The organism is Nonomuraea sp. SBT364, assembly GCF_001083785.1.
GTDB lineage: Bacteria > Actinomycetota > Actinomycetes > Streptosporangiales > Streptosporangiaceae > Nonomuraea.
The window spans coordinates 1-13,620 of sequence record NZ_LAVL01000040.1; the positions used below are offsets into that span (position 1 = coordinate 1).

Here is a 13,620-nt window from a genome sequence, read left to right on the forward strand (position 1 = left end):
GGACGGGGACGCGCGGGGCACGTCACCCGCCTCCCCGGGCAGCGGCACGGCGGCGCCCGTGGCGCGGCTCGACCCCTGCGCGCTGCTGACCGAGGCCCAGGCCGGGGAACTCCTGGCGGGCAGCCCGAAGCCCGACGGCAAGGCGTGCGTGTGGCAGGACACCGCGACCGTGAAGATCAAGGCCACCGGCTATCCCGGCGACGCGACGGCGAAGGACACCATGGCCCTGTACCGGCGGCAGGCCGCCTCCGACGCCGGCGACAGCGAGGATGTGATGACCACGACCAGCACCTCGGCCGTACGCGCCGTGCCGGGGCTGGGTGACGAGGCGTTCGCCCAGGACACCGGGACGGCGTCGGAGTTCGGGGACAGCGCCACGACCGTCGTCTGGGCCAGGAGGGGCCGGTACGTGCTGCAGGTCGACTACCGGATGCCGGGCCGGCCGGAGGTCACCGGCGAGGTCAGGGCGCAGGCGGCGGGCGCCACCCGGCACGCCCTCGCCAACCTGCCGTGAAAGGCGTCCGCGGAAAGACGGACGCCCGCCGTACCCGGGAGGACCGGGTACGGCGCGCGTCGGTTGCGATCAAGGGGACGCTGGTCCCCCGGGGTTCAGCGCTCGTAGCGGCGGCCGGAGCCACCGCGACGGAAACCGCCGTTGCCGCGGTCGTCGGTGCGGAAGCCGCCACGCTGGCCGCGCTCGTCGGGACGGGCACCGCCGGAGCGGTAGCCGTCGCGCGGACGGTCGTCCGTGCGGACCGCGCGGTCACGGTCGGCCGAGAAGGGACGGCCCCGGTCACCGGAGCGGAATCCGCCCGCGTGCTGCCCCCGCTCCTCGCGGAAGCCGCCACGCGACCGGTCGCCCTCGCGGAACCCGCCACGGTCACCGTCGTTGCTGCCACGGTAGCCGCCACGGTCACCGTCGTTACGGAACCCGCCACGGTCACCGTCGTTGCCGCGGAAACCGCCACGGTCGCCACGGTCGCCACCGCGGTCACCGCCACGGTCGCCGTCACCGTTGCGGAAACCGCCACGGTCACCGTCGTTGCCCCGGTAGCCGCCACGGTCACCGCCGCTGCGGAAACCGCCGCGGTCGCCGTCGTTGCCCCGGTAGCCGCCGCGGTCGCCGCCGGAGCGGCGGTCGTCGCCGAACGTGCGCGGCTCGTCGTGGCGGCGCGGGTAGCGCTCGTCACTGCGGCGCTGGCCGCCGAGCGTGCCGTCCTCGGGACGCCGGGCGCCACCGGCGAACGGCCGGTCGCCGTCGTGCCGGCGGGGACGGCGGTCACCGTCGAACTCGCGGCGCGGACGCCGGCCGCGACGCTCGGAGCCGCTGTGGCTGCCTTCGCGCCGGGGGCGCAGCGGCTTGCGCACGTCGGGCTCCCACACCGGGATGGCCTCGCCGCTGGGCGTGCGGGCGTCGGCGACCTCGGCCAGGCGCGGGTGCCCGGGCGTCGCCTTGAGGCGGAACGGGTGGATGCCCGCCCGCCGGGTCAGCGCGTCGGTGGAGCGGCGCTCGTTGGGGAGAACCAGCGTGACGACGGTGCCCTTCTCGCCGGCGCGGGCGGTGCGGCCGCCGCGGTGCAGGTAGCTCTTGTGGTCCTGCGGCGGGTCGACGTGCAGCACGAGGCTGATGTTGTCGACGTGGATGCCGCGCGCGGCCACGTCGGTGCAGACGAGCACGTTGACGGAGCCCTCGCGGAACTCGGCGAGGATGCGGGTGCGCTGGTTCTGGCGCTTGCCGCCGTGCAGGCCGCCGGCCTTGACGCCGACGCGGGCCAGCTGCTTGCAGAGCCGGTCGACGCCGTGCTGGGTGCGGACGAAGATGATCGTACGGCCCTCGCGGTTGGCGATCTCGGCCGTGACGTCGAACTTGTCGTCGCGCGTCACCTGGACGACGTGGTGGTCCATCGTGTCGACCGGGGAGGTCGCGGGCGCGACGGAGTGGGTGATCGGGTCCTTGAGGAAGCGCTGCACCAGCTTGTCGACGTCGCCGTCGAGCGTGGCGGAGAACAGCAGCCGCTGACCGTCGGCCGGGGTCTGCGCGAGCAGCTCGGTGACGACGGGGAAGAAGCCGAGGTCGCACATGTGGTCGGCCTCGTCCAGGACGCTGATCTCGACGTTCTCCAGCGAGCACTCGCCCTGCCGGATGAGGTCGCCGAGGCGGCCCGGGGTGGCGATGACGACGTCGATGCCACGGCGCAGCGCCTCGATCTGCTTGCCCATGGACATGCCGCCGACGACGACCTTCATGCGCAGGCCGAGGCCGCGGCCGAGCGGCTCGATCGCGTCGTGCACCTGGAGGGCGAGCTCACGGGTGGGCACGAGGATCATGGCGCGGGGCCTGCCGGGGGCGGGCCTGACGCCGGCCAGGCGGGCCATGGTGGGCAGGCCGAAGGCGAGCGTCTTGCCGGAGCCGGTCTGGCCGCGGCCGAGGACGTCGGCGCCGGCGAGCACGTCCGGGATGGTCGCGCTCTGGATGGGGAACGGGCTGTCGATTCCCTGCCGGGAAAGACCGCTGACGAGCGGCTTGGGCAGGCCCAGCAGCTCGAACTCGGACGGGCCCTGCTCAGGGGTCGTCTCGGGCAGGGCAGCGTCAAGCATGGTCACGAACTTCGTGCCTTTCAGTCGAAGTGGCACGTCACTTCTGCGAAAGGACGAGCCAGGACGTACGGCGGCGTTGCCGTACACGGTGCAGTGCGCCCGCCATGGGGGCGGGGCGGAGGGGGAGGCGCACCTGGGCGCCGGCCGCAGGCGGCGCGGGACGCGCGATGAGGCGTCAGGTGTCCCTGGTGCCAACGCGGGGAGGATCAAGACTATTCCCCGTCGGGGCGCCGGACTTTCCGGATCCCCTGGCACGCTGAAGCGGCTGACGCGAGGCGCCAGCCGACCAGCGGTAAAAGATCAGACGTTGAAGCCTAGCATACGGAGCTGCTCACGACCCTCATCGGTGATCTTGTCCGGGCCCCACGGCGGCAGCCAGACCCAGTTGATCTTCACGTCCGAGACCATGCCCTCCAGGGCGGAGTGCGCCTGGTCCTCGATGACGTCGGTCAGCGGGCAGGCGGCGCTGGTCAGCGTCATGTCGATGGTGGCGACCGGCTTGGCGCCGTCGGCCGGGTCGAGGTTGAGGCCGTAGATCAGGCCCAGGTCGACGACGTTGATGCCGAGTTCGGGGTCGACGACGTCCTTGAGCGCCTCCATCACCTCGTCGACGCTCGCCTCGCCGTCGAAGCCGGTCGGGGTCTCGACAGGCTTGCTCATCGTGCAGCACTCCTCACTACAGCGTCCTTGTAGGCCATCCACGACAGCAGCGCGCACTTCACGCGTGCCGGGAACTTGGCCACCCCGGCGAACGCGACAGCGTCGCCGAGCACGTCCTCGTCGGCCGCGACCTGTCCCCTGCCCTGCATGAGCCGGGTGAACTCGTCGACCACGGACAGGGTCTCCTCGACCGTCGAGCCGGTGGTCAGCTCGTGCAGCACCGAGGCGGCGGCCTGGCTGATGGAGCAGCCCTGGCCGTCGTAGGAGACGTCCTCGATCGTGCCGGCGTCGCCCACCCTGACGCGCAGCGTGATCTCGTCGCCGCACGTCGGGTTCACGTGGTGAACCTCGGTGTCGTACGGCTCGCGCAGCCCCCGCCCCTGCGGGTGCTTGTAGTGCTCCAGGATCAGTTCCTGGTACATCGACTCGCCGATCATGGCTATGCGAACACCTTCTGCACGTAGTGGAGACCGCGCACCAGAGCGTCGATCTCGCCCGTGGTGTTGTACAGGTAGAACGACGCCCTGGTGGTCGCCGGTATTCCGAACCGCAGGTGCAGGGGGCGCGCGCAGTGGTGACCGACGCGCACGGCGATGCCGAACCGGTCGTCCAGGATCTGGCCGACGTCGTGCGGGTGGATGCCCTCCAGCGTGAACGACAGCGTGCCGCCGCGCTGCTCGAGCGTGCCGGGGCCGATGAGGTGCAGGCCGGGCACCTCGCCCAGCGCGCCGAGCGCGTGCGCGGTCAGCTCCCGCTCGTGCGCCTCGACCGCCGCCATGCCGATGCCGGTCAGGTAGTCGACGGCCGCGCCGAGCCCGATGGCCTCGACGATCGGCGGCGTGCCGGCCTCGAACTTGTGGGGCGCGGGCGCGTACGTCGAACGGTCCATCCAGACCGCCTCGATCATCTCGCCCCCGCCGAGGAACGGCGGCATGGCGTCGAGCAGCTCGCCGCGCGCCCACAGCACCCCGATGCCGGACGGGCCGACCATCTTGTGGCCGGTGAAGGCGACGAAGTCGACGCCGAGCCCGGCCACGTCCACCGGGTGGTGCGGGACGGACTGGGAGGCGTCGAGCATCACCAGCGCGCCGGCCCGGCGGGCGAGCGCGAGCACGTCGGCGACCGGGTTGACGGTGCCGAGCACGTTGGACTGGTGCGCGATCGAGACGATCTTCGTGCGTTCGGTGATGACGCCCTCGGCGACGTCCAGGCGGCCGTCGCCGGTGACGCCGAACCACTTCAGCGTCGCGCCGGTACGCTGCGCGAGCATCTGCCACGGCACGATGTTGGAGTGGTGCTCCATCTCCGAGATGACGATCTCGTCACCGGGGCCGAGCGTGAAGCGCGGGTCGGTGTTGGAGCGGTTGCCGAAGGAGTAGGCGACGAGGTTGAGCGCCTCGGAGGCGTTCTTGGTGAAGACCACCTCGTCGCGCGACGGGGCGCCGATGAAGGCGGCGACCTTGTCGCGCGCACCCTCGTACGCCTCGGTCGACTCCGACCCCAGCACGTGCATGGCGCGCCCGACGTTGCTGTAGTGCATCGCCAGGTGCTCACGCATGGTCTCGACGACCGATGTGGGCTTCTGCGAGGAGTTGCCCGAATCGAGGTAGACGAGCGGACGCCCGCCGGGCAGCTCGCGGGAGAGGACCGGGAAGTCTTTCCTGATCCTCTCCACGTCAAAGCTGGTGGAAGTCATGCAGATGCCTTCGTGTACTGCTCGTAGCCCTCGGCCTCGAGCTTGTCGGCCAGCTCCGGCCCGCCCTCCTCCACGACCCGGCCGGCCGCGAAGACGTGCACGAAGTCGGGCTTCACGTAACGCAGGATGCGGGTGTAGTGGGTGATGAGCAGCACGCCGGTCTCGCCGGAGGCGCGGAAGCGGTTGATGCCTTCCGACACCACGCGCAGCGCGTCGACGTCGAGGCCGGAGTCGGTCTCGTCGAGCACCGCGATCTTCGGCTTGAGCAGCTCGAGCTGGAGGATCTCGTGGCGCTTCTTCTCGCCGCCGGAGAAGCCCTCGTTGAGGTTGCGCTGGGCGAAGGCCGAGTCGATGGACAGGGCGTCCATGCCGCTCTTGAGGTCCTTGGCGAACTCGCGCAGCTTGGGCGCCTCGCCGCGGACGGAGGTGACGGCCGAGCGCAGGAAGTTCGACACCGACACGCCGGGGACCTCGACCGGGTACTGCATGGCGAGGAACAGGCCGGCGCGGGCGCGCTCGTCGACCGACAGCTCCAGCAGGTCGACGCCGTCGAGCAGGACCTCGCCGCCGGTGATCGTGTACTTCGGGTGACCGGCGATCGCGTAGGCGAGCGTGGACTTGCCCGAGCCGTTGGGGCCCATGATGGCGTGGGTCTCGCCGGCCTTCACGGTCAGGTTGACGCCGCGCAGGATTTCCTTGTCCTCAACGGCGACCTTCAGGTCACGGATCTCAAGGGTGGACATGTGTTTATGACTCCTTCGAGAGCGAGACGAGGACGTCGTCGCCGTCGATCTTGACTGTGTAGACGTTCACGGGCTGGGTCGCGGGCGGGCCGGTGGGCTTGCCGGAGCGGATGTCGAAGCACGAGCCGTGCAGCCAGCACTCCAGGGTGCCGTCGTAGACCTCGCCCTCGCTCAGCTTGACCTCCGCGTGTGAGCAGACGTCGTGCAGGGCGAACACGTCCTCGCCCTTGCGCACCAGCGCCACGGGGGTCTCGCCCACCTCGACGCCGATCACCCCCTCGTCGGGGATGTCGCTGACCTTGCAGACCTTTTCGTATCCGCTCATCGCGCGAGCTCCGCCTCCACCGCGTTCATCACGCGCTCGCGCAGCTCCTCGACCTGGATCTTCTCGATGAGCTGGCCGAGGAAGCCCCGGATGACCAGGCGGCGGGCCTCGTCGAACGGGATGCCGCGGGCCTGGAGGTAGAAGATGTGCTCGTCGTCGAGGCGGCCCGACGTCGAGGCGTGCCCGGCGCCGGCGACCTCGCCGGTGAGGATCTCCAGGTTGGGCACCGAGTCGGCGCGGGCGCCGTCGGTGAGGATGAGGTTGCGGTTGAGCTCGTAGGTGTCGGTGCCCTCGGCCGCGACCCTGATGATCACGTCGCCGATCCAGACGGCGTGCGCCTTCTCGCCCTGCAGCGCGCCGCGGTAGTCGACGTTGCTCTTGCAGTTGGGCTGGGAGTGGTCGACGAGCAGGCGGTGCTCCAGGTGCTGACCGGCGTCGACGAAGTAGACGCCGGACAGGTCGGCGTCGCCGCCGGGCCCGGTGTAGGACACGCTCGGCGACAGCCGCACCAGGTCGCCGCCCAGGGTCACCACGAAGCTGCGGAACGTGGCGTCCTTGGCGAGCTGGGCGTGATGGTGGGAGACGTGCACGGCGTCGTCGGCCCAGTCCTGGAGGCTGACGACCTTGAGCGTGGCGCCGTCGCCGACGACGAACTCGACGTTGTCGGCGTAGACGGCCGTGCCCTCGTGCTGGACGACCACGGTCGCCTGCGCCATCGGCTCGACGACGACCACGATGTGGCCGTACGCCGCGCCCTCGCCGCCGTTGCCCTTGACCTCGACGGTGATCGCGCCCTCGGGCGCGGCCTCCTGCGACACGGTCACGACCAGTGCCTTCTCGAAGCCGTTGTAGGCCTGCGCGCTGACCCGGTCGGCCGGCACGTACGCCTTGCCGATGCGCTCGTCGTCGCGGCCGACCCACTCGGCCCGCACGCCCTCGGGCGTGTAGACCTGGGTGACCACCTGGCCGCTCGGCGCGGCCTTGCCGTTGTGCAGGCCCTTCAGGCGGGCCAGCGGCGTGAAGCGCCACGCCTCCTCGCGGCCCGTGGGGACCTCGAAGTCGGCCAGGTCGTACGACGCCTTCTCGTGCAGGGTCGACAGGGGCTTCTCGTTCAGGCCCATCAGCCGACGGCTCCTTCCATCTGCAGCTCGATCAGCCGGTTCAGCTCGAGCGCGTATTCCATGGGCAGCTCACGCGCGATCGGCTCCACGAAGCCGCGCACGATCATCGCCATCGCCTCGTCCTCGTCGAGCCCGCGGCTCATGAGGTAGAACAGCTGGTCCTCGCTGACCTTGGAGACCGTGGCCTCGTGGCCCATCGAGACGTCGTCCTCGCGGACGTCGACGTACGGGTAGGTGTCGGAGCGGCTGATCTGGTCGACGAGCAGGGCGTCGCACTTGACGGTGCTGGCGCTGCCGTGGGCGCCCTCCTCGATCTGCACGAGACCGCGGTAGGAGGTGCGGCCGCCGCCGCGGGCCACCGACTTGGAGATGACGCTGGAGCTGGTGTTGGGCGCCAGGTGCACCATCTTGGAGCCGGCGTCCTGGTGCTGGCCCTCGCCGGCGAACGCGACGCTCAGCGTCTCGCCCTTGGCGTGCTGGCCCATCAGGTAGACGGCCGGGTACTTCATGGTGACCTTGGAGCCGATGTTGCCGTCGATCCACTCCATGGTCGCGCCCTCGTAGGCGACGGCGCGCTTGGTGACCAGGTTGTAGACGTTGTTCGACCAGTTCTGGATGGTCGTGTAACGGCAGCGGGCGTTCTTCTTCACGACGATCTCGACGACCGCGGAGTGCAGCGAGTCGGAGGAGTAGATCGGCGCGGTGCAGCCCTCGACGTAGTGCACGTAGCTGTTCTCGTCGACGATGATGAGGGTCCGCTCGAACTGGCCCATGTTCTCGGTGTTGATCCGGAAGTAGGCCTGGAGCGGGATCTCGACCTGGACGTTCGGCGGCACGTAGATGAAGGAGCCGCCGGACCACACGGAGGTGTTGAGCGCGGCGAACTTGTTGTCGCCCACCGGGATCACCGAGCCGAAGTACTCCTTGAAGAGCTCCTCGTGCTCCTTCAGGCCCGTGTCGGTGTCGACGAAGATGACGCCCTTCTCCTCAAGGTCCTCACGGATCTTGTGGTAGACGACCTCCGACTCGTACTGGGCCGCGACGCCGGCGATGAGGCGCTGCTTCTCCGCCTCGGGGATGCCGAGCTTGTCGTAGGTGTTCTTGATGTCTTCGGGCAGCTCGTCCCAGGAAGCGGCCTGCTTCTCGGTCGAGCGCACGAAGTACTTGATGTTGTCGAAGTCGATGCCCGTGAGATCGGAGCCCCAGGTCGGCAGCGGCTTCTTGCCGAACAGGCGGAGGCCCTTCAGGCGAAGGTCGAGCATCCACTCCGGCTCGTTCTTGAGCGCGGAGATGTCTCGGACGACCTCCTCGGACAGGCCGCGCTTGGCCGCAGCCCCGGCGGCATCGGAGTCGGCCCAGCCGAACTTGTAATTCCCGAGGCCTTCCAGCTCCGGGCGGTCGGTGACAGTCACCTTCCGGTCTCCTTGGTCTTATCGATGGCTCTATGTGCTGGCCCCAGCGACTGGGGGCTCACGTGCGTGGTGCAGACCCCGTCGCCGTGTGCGATCGTGGCCAGGCGCTGCACCGGGGTGCCGAGCAGTTGCGCGAACGCCTCCGTCTCGGCCTCGCACAGCTGCGGGAACTCCGCGGCCGCGTGCGCCACCGGGCAGTGGTGCTGGCAGAGCTGGTCGCCGCCCGACTTGGCCTTGCTGGCCGAGGCGGCGTAGCCCTCCGCCGACAGCGCCTGCGCCAGGACCTGGACCCGCTGGTCGGCCGGCACCGCCCGCATGACCGGCTCCATCCGCCGCAGCAGGCCTGAGACCTGTGAGCGGGCGAAGTCGGACACGGCTTCGTCTCCCATGCGCTCGGCCAGGAAACGCAGCGCGCTCCCGGCCAGATCGTCATAGGCGTGCTCGAAGGCACTGCGCCCCGCGTCGGTGATGGCGAACAGCTTGGCCGGCCGCCCGCGCCCGCGCTGGCCGCGCTGGCGCCCGGTGCGAGGCTCGATCATCCCGTCGTTGAGCAGCGCGTCAAGGTGCCGGCGCACGGCCGCGGGCGTGAGCCCGAGCCGCTCGCCCAGCGCCGCCGCGGCGATGGGACCGTGCTCGAGGATCAGTCTGGCGACGCGCGCACGGGTGCTGCGCTCGCTGCCTGGCTCGATCGTGGGCACGTTTTTCACAACATCAGTGTGCCGTAATTCCTTCCCGCATCTCAAATGAATCCGGGGACCGCGGCAATGCAATTTCTCACGCAGGGTAGGCTTACCTAATTTTGCCTGCGTCCCAGGATCACGAAGCTGAGCGCGGAAGCGCCCAGCAGGCCGAGCATGAGCGCGGCCATCGGCACGGCCGTGTCCTGACCGGCCAGGCCCACCAGCGGGGCCGAGACCGCGCCCAGCGCGAACTGCAGCACGCCGAGCAGCGCCGAGGCCGACCCGGCGACCTGCGGGGTCTGCCCGGCCAGCGCCAGCGCGCCGGTGCCCGGCAGCACGAGCCCCTGACCGCACATGATGACGAACAGCCCGGCCACGATCCCGGTCAGCCCCAGGCCGATGACCGCGGCGGCCAGCAGCAGCCCGGCGCCCACCAGGCTCACGGCCAGGCCGGTGAGCACCAGCCGGACCGGTCGCACCCGGCCCGACAGCCTGCCGCCGACCTGGGCCATCACGGTCAGGCCGAGGGCGTTGAGGCCGAAGATGAGCGAATACTGCTGGGGCGTGGCCTCGTACACCTCCTGCAGCACGAACGGCGAGCCGGAGATGTAGGCGAACATGGCGGCGAAGGCCAGCCCGGCCGTCACGGCGCAGCCCATGAACGCGCGGTCGCGCAGGAGCTGCCAGAACGTGGCCAGGGTGTGCTTGAGTCCGCCGCTCTCCCGCTGGTCGGCGGGCAGCGTCTCGCGCACCCCGGGCAGCACGGCCAGCAGCAGCACCAGGCCGGCGAGGCTGAGCGCGACGAAGACGCCGCGCCAGGAGGTGAACTCCAGCAGCTGCGCCCCCGCGATCGGCGCCAGGATCGGCGCCAGGCCGCTGACGAGCATGAGCGTGGCGAAGATGCGCGCGATGGCGGGACCCTCGTACAGGTCGCGGACCACGGCCCGGACGATGACCAGCGCCGCCCCGCCCAGCATGCCCTGCAGCAGCCGCAGCACGATCAGCACGGGCACCGAGGGCGCGAACGCGCACAGCAGCGACGTCAGCGCGAACCCGGCGACGCCGACGATCAGCGGCATCCGGCGGCCGCGCACGTCGCTCACCGGACCGGCGACCACCTGGCCGGCCGAGACGCCGATGAGGCAGGCGGTGAGCGTGAGCTGGACCTGGGCGGCGGGGCTGAGCATCTCGCCGCTGATCGCGGGGAGGGCGGGCAGGTACATGTCGATGGACAGCGGCCCGATCGCCGACAGCGCCCCCAGGATCAGGAGCAGAAGCCTGCGGCTCTCCTTGGCGGCCGGTTGCGTTTGCGTGGCTTCTGCCACGGACATGCGTCTACCCCTCTCCCTCGCAGGCGTCGCGGCCCTACGAGGGCCGAGCGGTCAAACCATCATCTGGTCCCCCGAATTCCCAATTATGGGATAAATTTCGGTCCGATCGCCCTGAGGGCCGGACCGGCCCCCGCAGTCCCTAAACTCGTGCGCATGGAATCCCCAGCCGTCGAGATCGCCGACCTGGTCAAGCGCTACGGCGGCACCACCGCGATCGACGGTCTCGACCTGCTCGCCGCCCGTGGCGCGGTCACCGCCGTCCTGGGCCCCAACGGCGCGGGCAAGACCTCGACGGTGGAGATCTGCGAGGGGTTCCGCAGAGCCGACGCCGGGACCGTGCGGGTGCTGGGCAGCGCCCCCGACGCCGCGGCGCTGCGCCCCCGGGTGGGCGTCATGCTGCAGTCCGGCGGCGTGCCGCCCGCGATGCGCTGCGCCGAGTGGCTGCGGCTGGTCGCCCGCTTCTACGCCCGCCCCCTCGACCCGGGCGCGCTGCTGGAGCGCCTCGGCCTGTCCGATCACGTACGGACCCCGTACCGCAGGCTGTCGGGCGGCCAGCAGCAGCGGCTGTCGCTGGCCGCGGCCGTCGTCGGCAGGCCGGAGCTGGTGTTCCTGGACGAGCCGACCGCCGGGCTCGACCCGCAGGCCAGGCACGCCTGCTGGGAGCTGGTCGGCGAGCTGCGCGCCGCCGGGGTGTCGGTGGTGCTGACCACCCACCACATGGACGAGGCCGAGCGGCTGGCCGACAAGGTCGTCATCATCGACCGCGGGCGGGTGGTGGCCGAGGGCAGCCCCGCCTCGCTGACCGGGGCCGAGCGGCAGCTGCGCTTCCGCGCCCGGCCGGGGCTCGCGCTGGAGGAACTGCTCAACGCCCTGCCGGCCGGCAGCGCCGCCAAGGAGTCCCCGGCCGGCCACTACATCATCGAGGGCCAGGTCGACCCCGAGCTGCTGGCCACCGTGACGGCCTGGTGCGCGGCGGAGGGCGTCACGGCCGACGACCTGCGCATCGAGCGCCGCACGCTGGAAGACGTGTTCCTGGAGCTGACGGGCAGGGAGCTGCGATGAGCGCCACACTCGACTTCACCCCCGCGCCGGGGGCGGCGCCGTTCCCCCGCATGGTGCTGGCGCAGGCGGGGGCCGAGATCAAGGCCATGCTGCGCAACGGCGAGCAGCTGCTGCTCACGATGATCATCCCGGTGCTGCTGCTGGTCGGGTTCTCGGTGGCGCCGCTGATCGACGTCGGCGGCGGCGACCGGGTGGCGTTCCTCGCGCCGGGCGTGCTGGCGCTGGCGGTGATGTCGACGGCGTTCACCGGGCAGGCCATCGCCACCGGGTTCGAACGCCGCTACGGCGTGCTCAGGCGGCTGGGCGCCACGCCGCTGTCGCGGGCCGGGCTCATGCTGGCCAAGACGGCCGCGGTGATCGCGGTGGAGGCCATCCAGGTGGGTGTGATCGTCGCGGTGGCGCTGGCCCTGGGCTGGCAGCCGCAGGGGTCGCCGTTCGCCGCCGCGCTGCTGGTGCTCCTGGGCACCGCCGCGTTCAGCGGGCTGGGGCTGCTCATGGCCGGCCTGCTGCGGGCCGAGGCGACGCTGGCCGCCGCCAACCTGGTCTACCTGCTGCTGCTGGCGGCGGGCGGGGTGGTGTTCCCGCTGGCGAAGTTCCCCGCGTCGGTGCGCCCGGTGCTGGAGCTGCTGCCCATCTCGGCGCTGACGGGCGGGCTGCGGGCGGTGCTCACCGGAGGCGCGGCGCTCCCGCTGGGCGCGCTCGCGGTGCTGGCCGCCTGGGCGGTCGTGTCACTGGGCGTGGCCGCGCGCACCTTCCGCTGGGAGTAGCGCGCCGTAGCGCCGCCTGGTGAGCGCGGCCACCACGGTCAGCGGCAGGGCGGCGGCCGCCGCCAGCCCGAACAGCAGCCCGTAGCTGCCGTCCCCGGCCAGCGGCCCGGCCGCCCACGAGGACGCGGCGCTGCCGACGAACAGGGCCGAGGCGAAGAACGCCACGGCCGTGCCCCTGGCCTGCGGCACCACCGAGGTGACCCAGGTCTGCAGCGAGGAGTGCATGAACGACCAGCCGCCGCCGAGCAGCAGCGCGGTGACCGTGACGGTGACCACGCTCACCCCGGCGGCGACGACGACGTAGCCGGCGCACATCTGCGCGCCTCCGGCCGCGATGAGCCACCACGCCGGCCACCCTCGCGAGAGCCGCTTGACCAGCCGGGTGAACAGCCACACCCCCAGCCCGTAGGCGGCGGCGCAGAGGCCGGCCACGGTGGTGGAGACGCCGTGGTGCTGCAGGGCGGTCGCCAGGAACGCCATCGTGCCGATGAGCACCGCCCCCTCGACGAACGCCAGCGCGAACACCAGCAGCGCCCACGGGCTGCGCAGGACCGTGCCGACGTGACCGCCGCGCCCGGGGGCGGGCCCGCTCCTGGGCGGCTCGGGCAGCGCGCGCAGCGCGACCGCGCACGCCAGCGCGCACACCGCCGGCACGACGAACACCGGCCGCCAGCCCGCCAGGTCGCCGAGCAGCCCGCCGAACCCGGTCGCCAGCGCGGTGCCCAGGGACATCACGCCCATCAGGTCGGACAGGGCGCGCTGGCGCACGGACTGCTGGACGGTGTCGCCGACGTAGGTCAGCGAGGTGGGCACGACCGCGCCGAAGCAGGCGCCCGCCGCGACCCTGGAGACGACCAGCGCCCCGAGCACCGGCATGAGCGCCGACACCAGGCCCGTCACCGCCGCGCCGAGCAGCGCGGCCCGCATGACGCGGACCCGCCCGAACCTGTCGGACAGCACCCCCCACAACGGCTGCACGAGGCCGTAGGCGAGGTAGTAGCCGCTGGCCACGGCGACCGCGGTGGCCAGCGGGACGTCGAGGTCCACCGCGATGAGCACGAGCATGGGGGTCACGGCGAAACGGTCGAAGCAGCTGACGAACGAGGCGGCGGCGAGCGAGCGTGGGGGCCTGTCGAGCGTGGCAGACATGGGTCCTTTGCCGATTCATGGGGTTATCTGAGCAGTCATATCACCTCGGCTGCGGAGATGTCGGAGGCGCTGGGTA

Annotated in this window: 14 protein-coding genes; 3 read left to right on the forward strand and 11 right to left on the reverse strand. The window is 71.5% G+C overall.

The genetic code is table 11. The features are described from left to right. On the forward strand, positions 1 to 514 hold a 514-nt coding region (locus tag ADY59_RS51530), incomplete at its 5' end, for a hypothetical protein (RefSeq protein WP_049564144.1). Positions 515 to 609: 95 nt separating this feature from the next. On the opposite strand, the gene ADY59_RS19615 is transcribed toward ADY59_RS51530, so the two are convergent. The 10 genes from ADY59_RS19615 to ADY59_RS19660 all read right to left on the reverse strand — a co-directional run bounded on the left by ADY59_RS19615 (position 610) and on the right by ADY59_RS19660 (position 10,566). Further along, positions 610 to 2,598 carry a DEAD/DEAH box helicase gene (locus tag ADY59_RS19615; RefSeq protein ID WP_049564229.1) on the reverse strand — a complete coding sequence of 663 codons (1,989 nt, stop codon included), beginning with the start codon at positions 2,596 to 2,598 and terminating at the stop codon, positions 610 to 612. Between the two features lie 300 nt (positions 2,599 to 2,898). Then, complete coding sequence (locus ADY59_RS19620; RefSeq protein ID WP_049564146.1) at positions 2,899 to 3,258, reverse strand: metal-sulfur cluster assembly factor; 360 nt, start codon at positions 3,256 to 3,258, stop codon at positions 2,899 to 2,901. After that, positions 3,255 to 3,695: a Fe-S cluster assembly sulfur transfer protein SufU gene (gene sufU / locus ADY59_RS19625; protein WP_049564148.1), complete on the reverse strand. Its 441-nt coding sequence runs from the start codon at positions 3,693 to 3,695 to the stop codon at positions 3,255 to 3,257. Before sufU ends, ADY59_RS19620 begins: the two co-directional genes overlap by 4 nt. Before the next feature lie 2 nt (positions 3,696 to 3,697). Beyond that, positions 3,698 to 4,954, reverse strand: coding sequence for a cysteine desulfurase (locus tag ADY59_RS19630; RefSeq protein WP_049564150.1), 1,257 nt, complete (start codon positions 4,952 to 4,954; stop codon positions 3,698 to 3,700). Further along, a complete protein-coding gene (gene sufC, locus ADY59_RS19635; protein ID WP_049564151.1) occupies positions 4,951 to 5,697 on the reverse strand; it encodes a Fe-S cluster assembly ATPase SufC in 747 nt (248 codons plus the stop codon). The genes ADY59_RS19630 and sufC overlap by 4 nt, the downstream gene beginning before the upstream one ends. A gap of 4 nt (positions 5,698 to 5,701) precedes the next feature. Beyond that, complete coding sequence (locus ADY59_RS19640; RefSeq protein WP_049564153.1) at positions 5,702 to 6,022, reverse strand: non-heme iron oxygenase ferredoxin subunit; 321 nt, start codon at positions 6,020 to 6,022, stop codon at positions 5,702 to 5,704. After that, positions 6,019 to 7,143 carry a Fe-S cluster assembly protein SufD gene (sufD, locus tag ADY59_RS19645; RefSeq protein ID WP_049564155.1) on the reverse strand — a complete coding sequence of 375 codons (1,125 nt, stop codon included), beginning with the start codon at positions 7,141 to 7,143 and terminating at the stop codon, positions 6,019 to 6,021. The genes ADY59_RS19640 and sufD overlap by 4 nt, the downstream gene beginning before the upstream one ends. Next, the gene (gene sufB / locus ADY59_RS19650; RefSeq protein WP_049564157.1) at positions 7,143 to 8,555 is read right to left on the reverse strand and encodes a Fe-S cluster assembly protein SufB; all 1,413 of its coding nucleotides are present in this window, start codon (positions 8,553 to 8,555) and stop codon (positions 7,143 to 7,145) included. Before sufB ends, sufD begins: the two co-directional genes overlap by 1 nt. Continuing rightward, on the reverse strand, positions 8,552 to 9,253 hold the full coding sequence (locus tag ADY59_RS19655) for a helix-turn-helix transcriptional regulator (protein WP_053174912.1): 702 nt from the start codon (positions 9,251 to 9,253) through the stop codon (positions 8,552 to 8,554). Before ADY59_RS19655 ends, sufB begins: the two co-directional genes overlap by 4 nt. Before the next feature lie 95 nt (positions 9,254 to 9,348). Further along, positions 9,349 to 10,566: a multidrug effflux MFS transporter gene (locus ADY59_RS19660; RefSeq protein ID WP_049564161.1), complete on the reverse strand. Its 1,218-nt coding sequence runs from the start codon at positions 10,564 to 10,566 to the stop codon at positions 9,349 to 9,351. A gap of 153 nt (positions 10,567 to 10,719) precedes the next feature. Here ADY59_RS19660 and ADY59_RS19665 point away from each other — a divergent pair, with 153 nt between their 5' ends. Further along, positions 10,720 to 11,628, forward strand: coding sequence for an ABC transporter ATP-binding protein (locus ADY59_RS19665; protein WP_049564231.1), 909 nt, complete (start codon positions 10,720 to 10,722; stop codon positions 11,626 to 11,628). Then, a complete protein-coding gene (locus ADY59_RS19670) occupies positions 11,625 to 12,395 on the forward strand; it encodes an ABC transporter permease (RefSeq protein ID WP_049564163.1) in 771 nt (256 codons plus the stop codon). The genes ADY59_RS19665 and ADY59_RS19670 overlap by 4 nt, the downstream gene beginning before the upstream one ends. Here the strand turns inward: ADY59_RS19670 and ADY59_RS19675 are convergent. Next, on the reverse strand, positions 12,357 to 13,544 hold the full coding sequence (locus ADY59_RS19675) for an MFS transporter (RefSeq protein ID WP_049564164.1): 1,188 nt from the start codon (positions 13,542 to 13,544) through the stop codon (positions 12,357 to 12,359). The genes ADY59_RS19670 and ADY59_RS19675 overlap by 39 nt on opposite strands. Between the last annotated feature and the right edge of the window lie 76 nt (positions 13,545 to 13,620).